Origin of the sequence: Minwuia sp. IMCC3060 (assembly GCF_029909435.1) — a bacterium.
Lineage (GTDB): Bacteria > Pseudomonadota > Alphaproteobacteria > Minwuiales > Minwuiaceae > Minwuia.
In genome coordinates, this window is the sequence record NZ_CP123782.1 from 1,776,138 (window position 1) to 1,791,822 (window position 15,685).

At 64.7% G+C, this 15,685-nt stretch carries 15 protein-coding genes; 7 read left to right on the top strand and 8 right to left on the bottom strand.

The window, feature by feature from the left end; translation table 11 throughout:
- Positions 1-2: 2 nt before the first annotated feature.
- Positions 3-869, top strand: a complete 867-nt coding sequence (locus QGV54_RS08420; protein ID WP_281017292.1) for a TauD/TfdA family dioxygenase — start codon at positions 3-5, stop codon at positions 867-869.
- On the opposite strand, the gene QGV54_RS08425 is transcribed toward QGV54_RS08420, so the two are convergent.
- Entirely contained in the window at positions 866-2,035 is a 1,170-nt protein-coding gene (locus QGV54_RS08425) for an NAD(P)/FAD-dependent oxidoreductase (protein ID WP_281017291.1), read from the bottom strand. The genes QGV54_RS08420 and QGV54_RS08425 overlap by 4 nt on opposite strands.
- An 89-nt stretch (positions 2,036-2,124) precedes the next feature.
- Here QGV54_RS08425 and QGV54_RS08430 point away from each other — a divergent pair, with 89 nt between their 5' ends.
- Positions 2,125-2,829: an SDR family NAD(P)-dependent oxidoreductase gene (locus QGV54_RS08430; RefSeq protein ID WP_281017290.1), complete on the top strand. Its 705-nt coding sequence runs from the start codon at positions 2,125-2,127 to the stop codon at positions 2,827-2,829.
- A gap of 17 nt (positions 2,830-2,846) precedes the next feature.
- Here the strand turns inward: QGV54_RS08430 and QGV54_RS08435 are convergent, their stop codons facing one another.
- Positions 2,847-3,428: a YqaA family protein gene (locus tag QGV54_RS08435; protein WP_281017289.1), complete on the bottom strand. Its 582-nt coding sequence runs from the start codon at positions 3,426-3,428 to the stop codon at positions 2,847-2,849.
- A gap of 150 nt (positions 3,429-3,578) precedes the next feature.
- Here QGV54_RS08435 and QGV54_RS08440 point away from each other — a divergent pair, with 150 nt between their 5' ends.
- Complete coding sequence (locus QGV54_RS08440; protein ID WP_281017288.1) at positions 3,579-4,079, top strand: DinB family protein; 501 nt, start codon at positions 3,579-3,581, stop codon at positions 4,077-4,079.
- Positions 4,080-4,295: 216 nt separating this feature from the next.
- Here the strand turns inward: QGV54_RS08440 and QGV54_RS08445 are convergent, their stop codons facing one another.
- Positions 4,296-5,831, bottom strand: a complete 1,536-nt coding sequence (locus tag QGV54_RS08445) for an acyl-CoA synthetase (RefSeq protein ID WP_281017287.1) — start codon at positions 5,829-5,831, stop codon at positions 4,296-4,298.
- A gap of 152 nt (positions 5,832-5,983) precedes the next feature.
- Here QGV54_RS08445 and QGV54_RS08450 point away from each other — a divergent pair, with 152 nt between their 5' ends.
- Positions 5,984-8,293, top strand: a complete 2,310-nt coding sequence (locus tag QGV54_RS08450; protein ID WP_281017286.1) for a mechanosensitive ion channel family protein — start codon at positions 5,984-5,986, stop codon at positions 8,291-8,293.
- Here QGV54_RS08450 and dapB read toward each other — a convergent pair.
- Positions 8,279-9,085 carry a 4-hydroxy-tetrahydrodipicolinate reductase gene (gene dapB / locus QGV54_RS08455; RefSeq protein WP_281017285.1) on the bottom strand — a complete coding sequence of 269 codons (807 nt, stop codon included), beginning with the start codon at positions 9,083-9,085 and terminating at the stop codon, positions 8,279-8,281. The two genes, QGV54_RS08450 and dapB, sit on opposite strands and share 15 nt — an antisense overlap.
- 20 nt (positions 9,086-9,105) lie before the next feature.
- Positions 9,106-10,239, bottom strand: a complete 1,134-nt coding sequence (locus tag QGV54_RS08460; protein ID WP_281017284.1) for an aminotransferase class V-fold PLP-dependent enzyme — start codon at positions 10,237-10,239, stop codon at positions 9,106-9,108.
- 51 nt (positions 10,240-10,290) lie between these two features.
- Here QGV54_RS08460 and QGV54_RS08465 point away from each other — a divergent pair, with 51 nt between their 5' ends.
- Together QGV54_RS08465 and lepA are read left to right on the top strand one after the other, a co-directional pair.
- Complete coding sequence (locus QGV54_RS08465) at positions 10,291-11,049, top strand: hypothetical protein (RefSeq protein ID WP_281017283.1); 759 nt, start codon at positions 10,291-10,293, stop codon at positions 11,047-11,049.
- A 74-nt stretch (positions 11,050-11,123) separates the two neighbouring features.
- Entirely contained in the window at positions 11,124-12,923 is a 1,800-nt protein-coding gene (gene lepA, locus QGV54_RS08470) for a translation elongation factor 4 (RefSeq protein ID WP_281017282.1), read from the top strand.
- A gap of 26 nt (positions 12,924-12,949) precedes the next feature.
- On the opposite strand, the gene QGV54_RS08475 is transcribed toward lepA, so the two are convergent.
- From QGV54_RS08475 to QGV54_RS08485, 3 genes are all read right to left on the bottom strand, one after another.
- Entirely contained in the window at positions 12,950-13,507 is a 558-nt protein-coding gene (locus QGV54_RS08475) for a hypothetical protein (RefSeq protein ID WP_281017281.1), read from the bottom strand.
- A gap of 35 nt (positions 13,508-13,542) precedes the next feature.
- On the bottom strand, positions 13,543-14,406 hold the full coding sequence (gene hemF / locus QGV54_RS08480) for an oxygen-dependent coproporphyrinogen oxidase (protein WP_281017280.1): 864 nt from the start codon (positions 14,404-14,406) through the stop codon (positions 13,543-13,545).
- 109 nt (positions 14,407-14,515) lie between these two features.
- Positions 14,516-14,956 carry a tRNA (cytidine(34)-2'-O)-methyltransferase gene (locus tag QGV54_RS08485; protein WP_281017279.1) on the bottom strand — a complete coding sequence of 147 codons (441 nt, stop codon included), beginning with the start codon at positions 14,954-14,956 and terminating at the stop codon, positions 14,516-14,518.
- Positions 14,957-15,152: 196 nt separating this feature from the next.
- Between QGV54_RS08485 and petA the strand changes: the two genes are divergently transcribed.
- Positions 15,153-15,683, top strand: a complete 531-nt coding sequence (gene petA, locus QGV54_RS08490; RefSeq protein WP_281017278.1) for a ubiquinol-cytochrome c reductase iron-sulfur subunit — start codon at positions 15,153-15,155, stop codon at positions 15,681-15,683.
- Positions 15,684-15,685 lie beyond the last annotated feature (2 nt).

Below are 15,685 nucleotides of genomic sequence, written 5' to 3' on the forward strand. Positions count from 1 at the left end.
CTGTGGAAATTCAGCCACTTCATGCCGATTTCGGTGCCCGTATCACCGGTTTCGATCTCTCGGTGCCGCTTGATGAGGCCCGGCGTGGCGCGCTTCTGGATGCCATCGACCGATGGTCGTTTCTCTGTTTCCCCGATCAGGCGCCGGGCGACGACCGCCATCTGGCCTTCACCCGGGAGATCGGTGAACCGGAACCCAACCACCTGCCGAAGGGGGAGGAAGGGCGGATCGACTATTTCGGCACCATCGGCAACGTGCAGGAAGACGGTACGGCACTCGGCAATGACCACAGGAAGACGATCTTCCTGACCGGCAACAACATGTGGCACACGGATGCCAGCTTCAAACCCGTGCCCGCCTTCATCTCCATCACCTCGGCCTATGAGGTGCCGTCGGAAGGTGGCGAGACCCAGTTCGTCAGCGCCCGCGCGGCCTACGACAGACTGGACGGTGCCCGCAGGGCGGAAGTCGATCCGCTGGTCGTGGTGCACGACTACGTCTTCTCCCGCTCCAAGGTGTCGCTCGATGCGGTGTCACCGGCACTGGCGAAGTCCCTGCCGCCGGTCCGGCAGCGCTTCGTGCGCCGCAATCCGTCAAACGGACGGAAGAACCTGTTCATGGGTTCCCACGCCAGGGAGATCGAGAGCTGGAGCGAGAAGGACAGCCGGGACCTGATCGACGGGCTGATCGAGGATGCGACGGCGGAAGCGAACATTCTGACCCACTGCTGGCAGGCTGGTGAAGTCGTGATCTGGGACAACCGCTGCCTGCTGCATCGAGGCCTCGGCTACGATGCCGACCGCCACCGCCGCCTGATGCGCCAGACGCGGGTACGCGGTGCCGGGCCGACGCTGGAGGAGGCGTTCTAGACAGCCTCACCCGCCGCCCGCCCGCTGGCCCAGGCCCACTGGAAATTATATCCGCCAAGCCAGCCGGTTACATCGACAGCCTCACCGATGACATGAAGGCCGGGAACCGCCTTGGCTTCCATTGTGCGTGATGAAAGGCCATCCGTGTCGATGCCGCCCGCCGTGACCTCGGCCTTGGCATAGCCTTCGGAGCCGTCCGGTCTGAAGCGCCAGCCGTTCAGCAGTCGGCCCAGGTGTTTCAGCGCGGTATCCGGCATCTCCGCCATCGGGCGTGGAGGCAGGTGCTGCGCGGCGAGTTCGGTGGCCAGCCGTGCGGGCAGCAGCTCCGCCAGCACCGTTGCGGCCTGCGCCTTCGGGCGCCCTCTCTTGGCGTCCAGCAGCAGGTGCTCCGCATTCATGCCGGGCGCAATGTCGAGGGTGATCTCCGTGCCTTCCCGCCAGTACGACGATATCTGCAGGATTGCCGGGCCGGAAAGACCCCGATGCGTGAACAGCATGGCCTCGGCGAACTGCGCCTGACCTGCCGTGGCCGTGCAGGGCAGGGCCACGCCGCTCAGACCGCGCATCCAGGCGCCGGTTTCACCCTGGAAGGTCAGCGGCACCAGTCCGGGCCGGACGTCCCGCAATTTCAGTCCGAAGCGACTGGCCAGATCATGTGCGAAGCCGGTGGCCCCCATCTTCGGGATCGAGAGACCGCCGGTGGCCAGGATCAGGCCCGGACTGCTGAAATCGCCAAGCGAGGTGGTGACCCGGAAATGGTCGGCGCGGCTGACGTCCCGGATCGTGCAGTTCAGTCGGATATCGACGCTGCCCGCCGCGCATTCATCCAGCAGCATCTGCACGATCTGTCTGGCGGAGCCGTCGCAGAATAGCTGCCCCAGCGTCTTCTCGTGCCAGGCGATGCCATGGCGCTCGACCATCTCCAGGAAGTCGTGGGGCGTGTATCGGGCCAGGGCGGACTTGGCGAAATGCGGGTTGGCGGAGAGGAAATTCTCCGGTGCGCAGCCGAGATTCGTGAAGTTGCAGCGCCCGCCGCCGGAGATCAGGATCTTCTTCCCCACCTTCTCGGCATGATCCAGCAGCAGCACGCGCCGGCCCCGCTGTCCCGCGGTCAGCGCCGCCATCAGGCCTGCGGCACCGGCTCCGATGATGATGCAATCGTACATTGTGCACCCTGTCTGCAACTGACTGCGCCCCTGACGCATGAAGGGGGTCTATACTGGCGGGGTGCAGAACGTAAGGGGAGGAATGAACGATGACGGATCCGGTATGTGTCCTGACCGGCGCAGGCGCGGGAACGGGGGCGTCCATCGCGCGCCGCTTCGCGCAGGGTGGCTATCGCGTGGCGCTGCTGGCCCGGTCGGCTGACCGGCTGGCCGAACTGGAGGCGGAGATTGCCGGATCACGGGCCTACCCGTGTGATGTCAGCGATCTGGATGCCCTGCGGGAGGTTCTGGCGCGCGTGAAGGGGGAGATGGGGGCACCACGCGCCGCCATCCACAATGCGGCAATGGGCGGATCGCGCTTCGTGCTGGAAGGCGACGCCCTGAAGATGGAGAAGATGTTCCGCGTCAACACGACGGCCCTGCTGGTGCTGGCCCAGGAAACCGTGCCGGACATGATCGCGGCCGGGGAGGGGTCGATTGTCGTCACCGGCAATACGGCCGCCTGGCGCGGCAAGCCGCATTTTTCCCATTTCGCACCGACCAAGGCGTCCCAGAGAATCCTGGCGGAGGCCATGGCGCGTGACTTCGGACCGAAGGGGGTTCATGTCGCCTATGTCACCATCGATGCGGCGATCGACACGCCATGGACCCGGCCGATGATCTTTCCCGACAAGCCGGACGACTTCTTCGCCAAGCCGTCGGCCATCGCGGAGGAAGTGTTTCACGTCGCGCATCAGGATCGCTCGGCCTGGTCGTTCGCGGTCGAGGTCAGGCCGTTCGGGGAGACCTGGTAGGCAGGGGACCGTCGGACTCAGAGCAGGAAGCGGACCGCCACGAAACCACCGATCAGACAGACCACGAACAGGATGAACAGGGGACCGAGGTACTTCTCGATGAAGGCACGGATCGGTTCACCGAAGTACCAGAGCAGGGTGGCGACGACGAAGAAACGCAATCCCCGTGCGGCGACGCTGGCAACCAGGAAGGTCACCAGATCGAGGCGTGTCACGCCGCTTGCGATCGTGATGACCTTGTAGGGGAATGGCGTGACGCCAAAGAAGAAGACCACCCAGCCGCCTTGTTCCTTGTAGCCCTCGCTGAAGTCCGCGAAAGCATGGTCATAGCCATAGAACCGGATCAGCGGTTCTGCGATCTGATCGAACAGGAAGACGCCGATGGCGTACCCCGCGACACCGCCCAGTACCGAGCAGATGGTCGCGATCAGGGCCAGGCGAAAGGCACGCTGGCGGTCGGCCAGGATCATCGGAATCAGCATCACGTCCGGTGGAATCGGAAAGACGCTGCTCTCGATGAAACTGATGAAGCCGAGCGCTGGCGTGGCGCGGCGGTGGGCGGCCAGCCCCAGTGTCCAGTCATACAGCCGTCGCAGCATCCGCCGTTCCTGTCGTGCAGTGAATTTTCAGCCGCCGATCCGCACCGGCGGCGGGAGAATGGCGTTCAGGCTCCGCAATGTCCATGACTGCGTTGCCAACAGGCGACCGGGCGCTAGGTTCGAAATGTGGTCAGCAGGGAGTACCAGCCCATGTTCAAACCCTACTTCACGCGTTTTGCCGCCTACAACATCTGGGCGAACGGGAAACTCTATGACGCGGCAGCGGCTGTCCCGGCGGCAGACCGGACCCGCGATGTCGGGGCGTTCTTCGGTTCGCTGTCGGGCACGCTGAATCACTTGATCGTGGCGGACCGGGTGTGGCTGCACCGGTTTCTGGGCGACGGGCCGGAAGAGAGTCAACTGAACCGGGTCATCACCCATGACCTTGACGAACTGCGTAGGCTGAGAGCGGCCGAGGATGACCGTATCAGCGGCTTCATCACCTCCCGCAGCGAGGCGGATTTCGCGGCCAGCTTCAGTTACCGGAACATCGCCGGGCACAGGTTCACCCAGCCCCTGTCAGAGACCCTGGCGCACTTCTTCAACCATCACACCCATCATCGCGGTCAGGCCCACGGCATCCTCACGCATCTGACCGGCAAGGCCCCCGAACTGGACCTGCTCTACTACATCCGCGAACTGGAAGGCTGAGCCGCGACGGGTTGATGGGGACCTGATCCGCCGGTCCCACCTTTCAGCGTTCGTGCGGCACCCTGGGTACCCGGGTCGAGCCCGGGTACGGCGTGAGTGTTGAGGTCAGCTTCGTTCACCTCCCCACGGCGCTCGCGGACTTGATCCGCGCGCCCAGTTCCCGGCACTGCCTGGAACCGGATTGCCCAGACGGCTTGCCGCCCCTCCGTAGGGTGATCAGATCTGTCGGCCCGCAGCCTCCCAGTAGGGCGCGCGGAGCTTGCGCTTGAAGATCTTGCCGGAATCCTCCCGCGGCAGGTCCTTCGCGAAGACGATCTTCTTCGGCACCTTGAAGCGGGCGAGGTGGTCGGCGATGTAGCTGCGCACGTCCGCCTCCGTTACCGAAGTATCCGAGAGCTGGATATGCGCGGCCAGCGACTCGCCATATTCATCGTCGGGAATGCCGAACACGGCGCAGTCGCGCACGCCGGGCATGCCGATCAGCACGGCCTCGATCTCCGCCGGGTAGATGTTCACGCCACCGGAGATGACCATGTCCTTCTTCCGGTCACAGAGGAACAGGAAGCCTTCCTCGTCCATGAAACCGACGTCGCCGCAGGTCACCAGATGCTCCAGACCGGCTTCCTTCCGCTTCTCCGGGTTCTTGTTGTAGGTGAAGTCGGGCCAGCCGATCAGCTTCATGTAGACCTCCCCGATCTCGCCCGGACCCAGGGTCTGCATGTTGTCATCGACGATGCGGACATCGGCATGGGGCAGGGGCCGACCGACCGTGCCGGGCTTGCGCAGCGCCTCTTCGGAAGTGTGGAAGAAGACCGCGCCGGTCTCCGTTCCGCCGTAGTATTCGTTGATGACCGGTCCCCACCATTCGATCATCCGCCGCTTCACGTCCGGGGGGCAGGGGGCCGCCGCGTGCACCACGAACTTCAGCGATGACAGGTCGTAGCGGTTGCGTACCTCCTCCGGCAGGTTCAGCAGGCGCACGAACATGGTCGGCACCATGTGGATGTGGGTCAGCCGTTCCTTCTCGATCAGCGCCAGCAGTTCCTCCGCATCGAATCGCGGCTGCAGGATCACAAGGCCGCAGCAGCGGGCGGCGAACAGCCCGTAGGCGTTGGGCGCGGAATGATACATCGGGCCGGTGATCACGGTGCGGATCGACGGGTCGGGGCTGATGCCGAAGACCTGGGTGAACAGGCCGTAGATCTTGTCCTGCACCTCCGGCGTCGCGGGCTCGCGGCGCACGCCCTTCGGATTTCCGGTGGTGCCGGAGGTATAGATCATGTTGGTGCGCGTCGTCGCAGGCTCCCCAACCATCGGTTCCTGCTGCTGCAGCCAGTCGTTCCAGTTGGTCCGGCCGGCGGGAACGGCACATTCATCCGGGGAGATACGATAGGCCTGCATCACCTCCGGCGGGGTCTCCGCCACCAGCACGATGCAGTCGTCGGGGATGCCACCCTCGATCGCCGGCAACAGATCGGCATGAACCACCAGCGCGCGGGCATCGCAGTCATCCAGGATGTAGCCGGCTTCCTCCGCCGTGCCATGCCAGTTGATCGGCACCGCATAGGCGCCGGCATTGGTGGCCCCCATCGACGCCTCGAAGAAGGCGAAGTCATTGCGCAGCATCAGGCAGACGGCATCATCCTCCCCCACGCCCAGTGCCTTGAAGCCCCCTGCCGCCTTCGCGACGTTTGCTTCCAGCGTTTCGCGGTCGAGCCGCCTGTCGCCCGAACGGATGCAATCCTGATCCATGGCCAGCTTCCTCCCCAGTAAGTGGTCCCGTCGGGCATTGTTCACCACAAGTCGCGCGAAGGTAAAGCGGGCAGCTTGCATGGCGGGCAGGAAGGGGCTTCCCGTTAACCAGACACTGCGCCATCATCCGTTTGCCGTGTCGGGGGGCGCAGGTGAATGATGGGGGAATTGCCTTGCGCAAGTTGCTGATGCTGATCGGCCTGTCCGCGCTGTTGCTGTCCGGCGCTCTTTCCGTCCAGGCCCAGATCCCCGGCGTGTCCGGCGGGACCCAGCCTGCGGAGACTGCGGCCCTGCCGGAGAATCCGACACCCGAACAGGTGCGGGAGATGGTATCGCGCCTGTCTGACGAGCAGGTCCGTGCCCTGTTGCTGCAACGGCTCGATGCGGTGGCGGCATCCGGCAGCGGCAATGCTGAATCGGGCAGCCTGATCGACTTTCTCGGACGCGCGGCCAGCGATGTCGCGGAGTCGGTGACCGACGCGGTGGAACGCTTGCCGACGCTGGGCCGCAGCCAGTCCCGTGCCTTCGCACGCTTTGCGGAGGAACGCGGTGCCGGCGGGGTCTTCCGGTTCTTCGCGCTGCTTGCCTTTGGGGTCGGCGCCGGTCTCGCCGCCGCCTGGCTGGCCAATCGCATCGCCGGACGCTGGCGCGACCGCATTCAGGCCGCCACGGGACGGGAGGGGCTGAAGGAGATCGTACGCATCCTGGGGCTGCGCCTGCTGATGGACATGGCCGGGCTGCTGGTCTTCGCGCTGGTCTCGCGCACCGTGCTGGGCATCCTGATGACCGACGTGGACCGGGAGATCGCGCGGCTGTTCGTCACCAGCCTGATCGTGCTGCCAATGGGCATGTCTGCGGTCGTGAGCTTCCTGATCGCACCACGTCGCCCGGAACTGCGGTTGGTGAACACGGATGACGAGACGGCGCGCTTCCTTCATCGCCGACAGATCATCTTTGCCCTGATTGTCGGCTTCCAGTACCTGATCATCGAGTTCAACCGTGTCCACGGGGTGCCGGTGGGCGAGACGCGGATCGGTTTCTGGCTCAATCTCTGGGTGCTGTCCTATGTTGCCTGGGCAAGCTGGCGTGCGCGCCGCGGTCTGCGCATGATGATGCGCGGCGGTGACGAGGAACTGGGGCCGATCGAGCGCCGTGTGGCCGACAACTTCCCCTACATGGTGATCGCGCTCTGCGCCCTGACCTGGCTGCTGGTGGAGATCCTGACCGGGCAGGGCATGTTCGAACTGGTCGCTGACGGACAGGCCTATGTGACCCTCTTCATCCTGATCATGTGCCCGACCCTCGACACGATGGTCCGTGGCCTGGTGCGGCACCTGACGCCACCGATGAAGGGAGAGGGCGTGGTGGCGGAGGAGGCCTTTGCCGCAACGCGGCGCAGCTATGTCCGCATCGGCCGGGCCATCACCTTCGCCATCGTCATCATCCTGATCGCGCAGATCTGGCAGATTGACTTCCGCAATCTGGCGAGTGCCGGTTTCGGTGCACGGGCGGCGGCATCGATTGTCCAGGTGCTCGTCGTGCTGGGTGTCGGTTTCGTGGTCTACGAGGTGGTGACACTCTGGATCAACCGGAAGCTGGCCAACGAGCAGACCGCGCTCGGCATCGACCTGAACTCCGAGGAGGTCGGCGCAGAGGGCGGCGGCGCGGGCGGCTCCCGACTGTCGACCGTGCTTCCCCTGCTGCGCTGGACCTCGCAGGCGGCAATCGTGACCATCACGCTGCTGCTGGCGCTCGGGAACCTGGGCCTCGACATCACGCCACTGCTCGCTGGTGCCGGTATCGTCGGTCTGGCCATCGGCTTCGGTGCGCAGAAGCTGGTGGCGGATATCGTCTCGGGCATCTTCTTCCTGATCGATGACGCCTTCCGGACCGGTGAATATGTGGAGATCGAGAGCACGGTTGGAACCGTGGAGAAGATCTCCATCCGGTCCCTGCAGTTACGCCATCATCGCGGCAGCATCCACACCATCCCGTTCGGTGCGGTGCCGAAGATCACCAACTATTCGCGCGACTGGGTGATCATGAAGCTGAAGTTCACGGTGCCCTTCGAGACCGACCTGAAGAAGGTCAAGAACATCTTCAAGCAGATCGGCAAGGAACTGAGTCAGATCCCTGAATTTGAAGGTGATCTGATCCAGACATTCAAGAGCCAGGGCGTGCTGGAAGTTGACGACGTGGGCATCGTGGTGCGCGGCAAGTTCATGGCCAAGCCGGGTACCCAGTTCACCATCCGCAAGTTCATCTACGACCGTGTGCAGAAGCTGTTCGACGAGAACGGCGTCCAGTTCGCCCGGCGCGAAGTACGTGTGCGGGTCAATGGCGGCTCCGATGACGAGACCGTGCCCCAGCTCACCGAGGAGCAGAAGCGCCAGATCGCTGCGGCGGCCTCCGACCAGGCCGGCTCTGATGGATCGGCATCCGGAGGATCAGGCGCCGCGTAGGCCCAGAACGTCGATCATGTCGTAGCGGCCGGGCTTGCGCCCCGCGCACCACAGTGCCGCGCGGACGGCACCGGCAGCAAAGATGCGCCGGTCGTTGGCGATGTGGTTCAGCACCACCCGTTCGTTGTCACTGGCGAAGACAACCGAATGCTCCCCCACCACATTGCCGCCACGCAGCGCGGAATAGCCGATCTGGCCCTTCTGGCGCTCCCCAGTGATGCCGTGGCGACCGCCGACCGCGACCGCTTCATGGTCCTGTCCCCGACCTTCCGCCACCGCCTTGCCGAGCATGTATGCCGTGCCTGACGGGGCATCCACCTTCCAGCGGTGATGCATCTCCGTCACCTCCACATCCCAGTCGATGCCCAGCGCTGCGGCGACCTGCGCGGTCACCTGCACCAGCAGGTTGACCCCCAGCGACATGTTGCCGGCCTGCATGACCGCTATCTCGCGCGCGGCCTCGTCAACCTTCGCGTCATCCTCCGCCGTCATGCCGGTGGTGCCGATGACCATGGCCGTTCCGTGCCGTCGGGCATGACCGAGGTTTGCGACAGTTGCTGCCGGTACGGTGAAGTCGATCACCACGTCTGCATTTCCGAAGACGGTATCCGGATCATCGCTGAGTGCCACGCCCACCGGTTCGATGCCGATCAGCTTGCCCAGGTCCTGGCCGATCCCGTCCGTACCGGACCGCTCAAGTCCGCCCGCGATTTTCGCGCCGTCGGTCTCATGCACCTCCGTCAGCAGCATCCGGCCCATGCGTCCGGCGGCACCTGCAATTGCTATTCTCATGACTGTTCCTCCCGCAGGCTTCAGATGATCGATGACAGGGCCTGGATCAGGCGATCCGTATCCGCGTCGGTATTGTAGAGGTGAGGCGTCACGCGCATCGAGTCCCCACGCTGACTGATGTAGACCTGTTGCGCCGCCATGTCCTGCACTAGGGTCTCCGGTGCGCCGTCGGGGAACCGCAGACCCAGGAAGTGCGGTGCCCGCGTGCCCTCCGGCGGTGCCAGCAGGCCAAGCTTCTCCGCCCTGGCCGCAATGTCGCCGGTGCGGGCGCCGAGAGTCTCGGAGATGGCCTCCGGTGTCCAGTCGAGCAGGTGCTCCATGGCACTGATCGCACCGGGCAGCAGGGCGAAGTTCGACCGCTCCCCCATGTCGAAGCGGCGCGCGCCGGGCTGCAGGGCATCGGTATAGTCCAGCAGCCGCGCGAAATTCTCCGACCCGGCACGGGTGATCCAGCCCTGTTCCAGCGCACGGCCCTGCTGCCATTTCGGCGCGACATACATGAAGCCGACCGAATAGGGACCAAGCAGCCACTTGTAGCAGGCGCTGACCATGAAATCGGGCTGCACGTCCGCGACCGAGAACGGCATGGCGCCGAGCGACTGCGTCAGGTCGAGCACAAGCGCGGCTCCGACGGACCGGAGCTTCTGACCCACCGCCACCAGATCGATCAGGCTGCCGTCGGTCCAGTGGTTGTGGGGCAGGGCAGCAATGGCGGTACGGTAGCTGATGGCGTCCAGGATGACACGGGTCCAGTCACCGTCCTGTTCGCGCTGCAGCGTGCGAAGCTCCGCCCCCGAATCCGCGGCCAGATCACGCCAGCTGTAGACGTTGGAGGGAAACTGGTCCCGCAGCACCAGAATCTCCTGTCCCGCAGCCACCGGCAGGTTCGCGGCGGCTGTGGCAATGCCGTAGCTGGCGGCGGGGACGATGGCGACATCGTCGGCAGACGCGCCGATCAGCCGCCCGAACAGACCCCGTGCCTGCTCGCTCTCGGTGAAGAAATCCTGCGGTGTCACGGTCCAGGGACGTGCCTTGCGCTGCAAACCGGTGCTGCTTGCCGCCACGACGGGCTTCATCAGGGGCGACATGTAGGCACAGTTGAGGTAGGCGATATCGTCCGGAATTTCGAACAGATGACGTTGCGAGGCGATCATGACAGGTCAGTCCATACTGGCAGGAGGCGGCACTTGAACCGGCACGCCCCCATGCGTCAAGCACTGGCGCTGCTGCTGGCAGGCTGGGCCATGTCGGCGGGCACGGCGGCCGCCCAGGCGCTGATCCCGACCGTGAAGAGCTATCAGGCATGTACGGAGGCCGTGGACCGCGATCCGGAGACCGGCATGACGGCGGCCCTGCAATGGCGCGACCTCGGCGGGGGCAGGGCGGCGGAACATTGCGTGGCACTGGCGCTGGCGGCGAACGGCAATAGCCGCCTTGCCGCCACACGGATGCAGGACCTGGCGGAGGTCTTCGGCGGTGCGCGGCCGGATATGGCGGCCACCATCATGTCCCAGGCAGCGGCGCTGTGGGTGCTGGCGCGGGAGGATGCGCGGGCGCTGACGGCGCTGGACCGGGCACTGGAATGGCAGGGCAACAGCGCGGCGCTGCATCTGGACCGCGCCCATGTGCTGGCCGGTCTGAAACGCTTCGATGAAGCCCAGCAGGAAACGGACATTGTGCTCTCCATCGACGACCTTTCGGCGGAAGCCTATGCCCTGCGCGCCATGATCAACCGCCAGACGGGGCAGGTTGCGGCGGCGGAGAGCGACATCGTCAACGCGCTGGCGCTGCAGCCCGACCAGCCGCAAGCTCTGGTGGAACGTGCCCGATCCCGCGCAGGTGCCGGGGACATTCGTGGCGCGCGGGAGGACCTGCTGAGCGTCATAGCGCAGGACGAAACGGCGGCGGTGGCGGAGGATGCGCGCCGCCTGCTGGAGCAGTTGGACGTGGCCATTTCCGACTGAGCCGGTGAGCCTGCACGCCTCAGCCTCACAGCGTGCTTGCAAGCATGGGCAGGCAGACCTAATACTCCGCCGCCATGGACCTCAAGAACATCCGAAATTTCTCGATCGTCGCTCACATCGACCACGGCAAGTCCACACTTGCCGACCGGTTGATCGAGGCGACTGGTGGCCTGGAAAATCGCGAGATGCAGGCGCAGGTGCTCGACTCCATGGATCTGGAGCGGGAACGCGGCATCACGATCAAGGCCCAGACCGTTCGCCTGGCCTACAAGGCGCAGGACGGCGAGACCTACATCCTGAACCTGATCGACACCCCCGGCCACGTCGACTTCTCCTATGAAGTCAGCCGAAGCCTGGCAGCCTGCGAGGGCGCGCTGCTGGTGGTGGACGCCAGCCAGGGGGTCGAGGCGCAGACGCTGGCCAACGTCTATCTGGCCATCGAAAACGATCTCGACATCGTACCGGTGCTGAACAAGGTCGACCTGCCTGCTGCCGATCCTGACCGGGTGAAGGAGCAGATCGAGGATGTGATCGGCATCGACGCCTCCGACGCAGTCATGATCTCCGCCAAGACCGGCCTCGGGGTCCCGGACGTGCTGGAGGCGCTGGTGACCCGGCTGCCCGCACCGAAGGGCGACCGTGATGCGCCGCTGAAGGCGCTGCTGGTGGACAGCTGGTACGACGCCTATCTGGGCGTGGTCGTGCTGGTCCGCATCATCGACGGCGCCATGAAGAAGGGATCGAAGATCCGCCTGATGTCGAGCGGTGCCACGCACCAGATCGACCGGGTGGGCATCTTCACGCCGAAGATGGCGACCGTGCCGGAACTGGGGCCGGGGGAGATCGGCTTCTTCACCGCTTCCATCAAGACGGTGGCGGAGACCGATGTCGGTGACACGGTGACGGATGAAGGCAAGCCCGCCGCCGAGCCGCTGGCCGGGTTCAAGCCCTCCATCCCCGTGGTGTTCTGTGGCCTGTTCCCGATCGACGCCAATGACTATCAGGACCTGCGTGACAGCCTGGCCAAGCTGCGGCTGAACGATTCCAGCTTCCATTTCGAGCCGGAGAGCTCCGCAGCACTCGGGTTCGGCTTCCGCTGTGGTTTCCTGGGACTGCTGCACATGGAGATCGTGCAGGAACGGCTGGAACGGGAATTCAACCTGGACCTGATCACCACGGCACCGAGCGTGGTCTACAAGCTGTACATGACGAACAACACGCTGCAGGAACTGCACAACCCGGCCGACATGCCGGATCCGGTGAAGATCGACAGGATCGAGGAGCCGTGGATCAAGGCCACGGTCATGTGCCCCGACGAATATCTCGGGTCGATCCTGAAGCTGTGCGAGGAAAAGCGCGGCATCCAGTCCAACCTGACCTATGTCGGCAACCGCGCCATGGTGGAATATGAACTGCCGCTGTCGGAGGTCGTGTTCGACTTCTACGACCGGCTGAAGTCCGTCAGCCGCGGTTATGCCAGCTTCGACTACGAGATCATCGAATATCGCGAAGGCGACCTGGTGAAGATGTCGATCATGGTCAACGCCGAACCGGTCGATGCCCTGGCCATGGTGGTCCACCGCAAGCGCGCCTACGAACGCGGGCGGCAACTGGTGGAACGGCTGAAGGACCTGATCCCGCGCCAGATGTTCAAGATTCCGATCCAGGCAGCCATCGGCGGCTCCGTCATCGCCCGCGAGACCATCTCCGCCATGCGCAAGGACGTGACCGCCAAGTGCTACGGCGGCGACGTCACCCGCAAGAAGAAGCTGCTGGAGAAGCAGAAGGAAGGCAAGAAGCGGATGCGCACCTACGGCAAGGTCGACATCCCGCAGGAAGCCTTCCTCGCCGCACTGCGGATGGGCGACGAATAGATAAATATATCAGGCTGTTGTGGCCGTCAGTTCGCGTGCTTCACCAACTGGCCTGACGCCGAGCGGACCGGTTCGCCGTCGACCAGGCGGGTGAACCTCAGCTTCATGCCGAGGGCGGAGAGGGTGCGGTCGTAGACCTGCAGGTCGGCCTTGCCGTCTTCCCGGACACCCAGGCTGTAGACGGTCAGGGTCTGGTCGGCGATGCGGGCCCAGTGCAGGGCCTCGCCGCTCATCGGATCGACCGTCTTGTCCTCCCGCCAGACATTGGGGCGGGTGGGATCGGGGATGAACTGGACCACCGCCTGCTTCAGCTCTTCCTTCGGGGCGTTCGGGTCGCCGGCCTGGCGCAGCACGGTCGACCAGCGCAGGGAGAAGCCGCCGACGGCAAAGGGCCGGATCTCCACATCCAGGTCACGCGCGGTCACCCGGAAGTGGGAACTGACCTCGTTCTCCGAGACGGCGCTGCCTTTCCAGAGACCCTGGAACGCCTTGATGCTGAGGTCCTTGGCCAAGGTGGGGGAGGCGACCACCAGGGGAACCAGAATCGTCGCCGCCGTCAGAACCCGTCCAAGAACCTTGCGCATCGCCTGTTGCTCCCCTGTGTCGCATCACCCCGAGATCAGGGCCATTTCACCTCCGGCGGCAGGCTCATCAGGATGGCTTCGGTGTTGCCGCCGGTCTTCAGTCCGAATGTCGTGCCACGATCATAGATCAGGTTGAACTCCGCGTAACGTCCCCGGCGCACCAACTGGTGTTCACGCTCCTCCGCCGTCCAGGGTTCGTTCATGTGGGCGCGAACGATCGGGGCATAGGTGTCGATGAAAGCCTTTCCCACATCGCGGGTGAAGGCGAAGTCGGCATCCCAGTCGCCGCTGTCGTGGTGATCGTAGAAGATGCCGCCGACACCGCGCGGTTCATTGCGGTGCTTCAGGAAGAAGTACTCGTCGCACCACTTCTTGAACTTCGGATAGTAGTCCGGGTCATGCGCATCACACGCAGCCTTCATTCCGGCATGGAAGGCGTCCGTGTCGACATCGTTCGGCACCATGGGCGTCAGATCGGCGCCGCCGCCGAACCAGCCGACCGAGGTGCGGATGTGGCGGGTGTTCATGTGCACGGCCGGCACGCGCGGGGAACGCATGTGTGCCACCAGCGAAACCCCGGAGGCCCAGAATCGCCCGCCCGATTCCTTCGCACCCTGGATCTGGCCGACGAAATCGTCGGAGAAGGTGCCGTCAACGGTGGAGATGTTCACGCCCACCTTCTCGAACACCCGGCCACGCATCACCGACATGACGCCGCCGCCGCCACCCGGACGGTCCCAGGCCGTGCGCTCGAACCGGCCCGGCGGCAGGTCCGACATCTGGCCGGTCAGTTCATCCTCGATGGCCTCGAAGGTGGCGCAGATCTGGTCCCGCAGTTCCCGGAACCAGGCGCTGGCGGTTTCCTTGCGCTGCTGGTCGATCTCTGTGCTGTCACTCATGCCGTCCGTCCCCCTTGTGCGTTCTGTAGGTGGCACCTGCCGAAGCCGTCTTCTGGCGCGCTATGAACCCCAGCACCTTGATCGAGGTCAATCGTCAGATGTGATCCGGTCAGCGAATCTGCCGAATGGCCTCACCCAGTGCCATGGCCGCCGCCGTCACCACATTGAGGGACCGCGCGCCCGTCGCCATCGGGATGCGGATCCGGGCGTCGGCACTGTCGTGCACCGCATCGGGGACACCGGCGCTTTCCCGCCCCATCAGCAGCACGTCATCGGGCTGAAACGTGAAATCGTGCAGGTCGGACGCCGCCCGGGTGGTCATCAGAATCAGTCTGCTGTCAGCCCGCGCCGCCCGAAAAGCCTGCCAGCCTGCATGCAGCGTGATGTCGGCTGCATCGGCGTAATCCATTGCCGTGCGGCGCAGATCGCGGTCATCCAGCGGGAAGGCGGCGGGGCGAATCACATCGAGGCCGATGCCCAGACAGACGCAAAGCCGGATGGCGGCACCGAGATTCTGCGGAATGTCGGGCTGAAACATGGCCAGTCGCATGGGTTTATCCTTCTGCGGTCAGGGGCTTATCCCTGCGTTTCGGGGGCTCCGACAGCGATGCGGCTCACTGTCGCAACAGAGTCCGTCTTCTGGACTTGGCCCGCCATTCCTGATTGTTACGGTACTTCCGGCATCGGGTGGGGATCGCTGTGTGCGAGTCCGGTGTGCAGTTGAATGAACAAGAGGGTTTGAGCCCATGAGTGCAGCTTCCCATGGGGGAGACGGCGGAGAACGCCGTGACTTCCTGGTGATCACGGCTGGCGCGTTTGTCGGCGTCGGTGCCGTCGGACTGGTCTGGCCGTTCGTTGACCAGATGAATCCGTCCGCGGATGTGCTGGCCCTGTCATCGACCGAGGTCGATATCTCGGGGATCGAGCCTGGCCAGAGCGTGACGATCAGCTGGCGCGGCAAGCCGGTCTTCGTGCGTCGCCGCACCGAGGCCGAGATCGATGCCGCCCTGGCAGTGGACGTGGACGATCTGCCGGATCCGCAGACCGACGAGGAACGCCACAAGGCCGGCAAGGCCGAATGGCTGGTTGTGCTGGGTATCTGCACCCACCTCGGTTGTGTGCCGCTGGGCTACGCCGGTGAATACGATGGCTGGTTCTGCCCGTGCCATGGTTCGCACTACGACACGTCCGGACGTATCCGCAAGGGTCCGGCGCCCGCCAACCTGGAGGTGCCGGAGTACGAATTCCTGACCGACACCCAGATCAAGATCGGTTGAGG

Excerpts from the sequence above, each read along its gene's own strand:
- QGV54_RS08475 (WP_281017281.1), bottom strand. The coding sequence starts at position 13,507 with ATGCGCAAGGTTCTTGGACGGGTTCTGACGGCGGCGACGATTCTGGTT.
- QGV54_RS08485 (WP_281017279.1), bottom strand. The coding sequence starts at position 14,956 with ATGCGACTGGCCATGTTTCAGCCCGACATTCCGCAGAATCTCGGTGCC.
- QGV54_RS08465 (WP_281017283.1), top strand. The coding sequence starts at position 10,291 with ATGCGTCAAGCACTGGCGCTGCTGCTGGCAGGCTGGGCCATGTCGGCG.
- QGV54_RS08440 (WP_281017288.1), top strand. The coding sequence starts at position 3,579 with ATGTTCAAACCCTACTTCACGCGTTTTGCCGCCTACAACATCTGGGCG.
- QGV54_RS08425 (WP_281017291.1), bottom strand. The coding sequence starts at position 2,035 with ATGTACGATTGCATCATCATCGGAGCCGGTGCCGCAGGCCTGATGGCG.
- hemF (WP_281017280.1), bottom strand. The coding sequence starts at position 14,406 with ATGAGTGACAGCACAGAGATCGACCAGCAGCGCAAGGAAACCGCCAGC.
- petA (WP_281017278.1), top strand. The coding sequence starts at position 15,153 with ATGAGTGCAGCTTCCCATGGGGGAGACGGCGGAGAACGCCGTGACTTC.
- QGV54_RS08460 (WP_281017284.1), bottom strand. The coding sequence starts at position 10,239 with ATGATCGCCTCGCAACGTCATCTGTTCGAAATTCCGGACGATATCGCC.
- QGV54_RS08430 (WP_281017290.1), top strand. The coding sequence starts at position 2,125 with ATGACGGATCCGGTATGTGTCCTGACCGGCGCAGGCGCGGGAACGGGG.
- QGV54_RS08435 (WP_281017289.1), bottom strand. The coding sequence starts at position 3,428 with ATGCTGCGACGGCTGTATGACTGGACACTGGGGCTGGCCGCCCACCGC.
- QGV54_RS08445 (WP_281017287.1), bottom strand. The coding sequence starts at position 5,831 with ATGGATCAGGATTGCATCCGTTCGGGCGACAGGCGGCTCGACCGCGAA.
- lepA (WP_281017282.1), top strand. The coding sequence starts at position 11,124 with ATGGACCTCAAGAACATCCGAAATTTCTCGATCGTCGCTCACATCGAC.
- dapB (WP_281017285.1), bottom strand. The coding sequence starts at position 9,085 with ATGAGAATAGCAATTGCAGGTGCCGCCGGACGCATGGGCCGGATGCTG.